1 rRNA gene is annotated in these 1034 nt (G+C 54.1%); it reads right to left on the bottom strand.

Going from position 1 to position 1034, the window contains the following annotated elements:
- Nucleotides 1-1034: ribosomal RNA gene (locus tag ACN08Y_RS10860) — 23S ribosomal RNA — on the bottom strand; the annotation flags it as partial.

The following is a 1034-nucleotide window of genomic DNA, read 5'->3' as shown; positions in this document are numbered from 1 at the left end:
TGTGTAAGCCTTCGGACTATTAGTACCAGTCAACTCCACGGGCATTCCCCGCTTCCATACCCGGCCTATCAACCCCATCATCTACAGGGATCCTCACACAACAAACGTTGCCAGGAAATCTCATCTCGAAACAGGCTTCCCGCTTAGATGCTTTCAGCGGTTATCCCTCCCGAACGTAGCCAATCAGCCATGCACCTGGCGGTACAACTGACATACCAGAGGTTCGTCCGTCCCGGTCCTCTCGTACTAAGGACAGCCTTTCTCAAATTTCCAACGCGCGCAGCGGATAGGGACCGAACTGTCTCACGACGTTCTGAACCCAGCTCGCGTACCGCTTTAATGGGCGAACAGCCCAACCCTTGGGACCAACTCCAGCCCCAGGATGCGACGAGCCGACATCGAGGTGCCAAACCATGCCGTCGATATGGACTCTTGGGCAAGATCAGCCTGTTATCCCCGAGGTACCTTTTATCCGTTGAGCGACGGCCGTTCCACAACGTACCGCCGGATCACTAGTCCCGACTTTCGTCCCTGCTCGACCTGCCAGTCTCACAGTCAAGCTCCCTTGTGCACTTACACTCAACACCTGATTGCCAACCAGGCTGAGGGAACCTTTGGGCGCCTCCGTTACACTTTAGGAGGCAACCGCCCCAGTTAAACTACCCATCAGGCACTGTCCCTGACCCGGATCACGGGCCGAAGTTAGACATCCAGAGCGACCAGAGTGGTATTTCAACAACGACTCCACAAACACTAGCGTGCCTGCTTCACAGTCTCCCACCTATCCTACACAAGCCACACCGAACACCAATACCAAACTATAGTAAAGGTCACGGGGTCTTTCCGTCCTGCTGCGCGAAACGAGCATCTTTACTCGTACTGCAATTTCGCCGAGTTCATGGTTGAGACAGTAGGGAAGTCGTTACTCCATTCGTGCAGGTCGGAACTTACCCGACAAGGAATTTCGCTACCTTAGGATGGTTATAGTTACCACCGCCGTTTACTGGGGCTTAAATTCTCAGCTTCGCCCACAA

The organism is Rothia sp. P5764 (assembly GCF_048512965.1).
Lineage (GTDB): Bacteria > Actinomycetota > Actinomycetes > Actinomycetales > Micrococcaceae > Rothia.
This window is presented reverse-complemented; position numbering and strand designations above follow the sequence as displayed.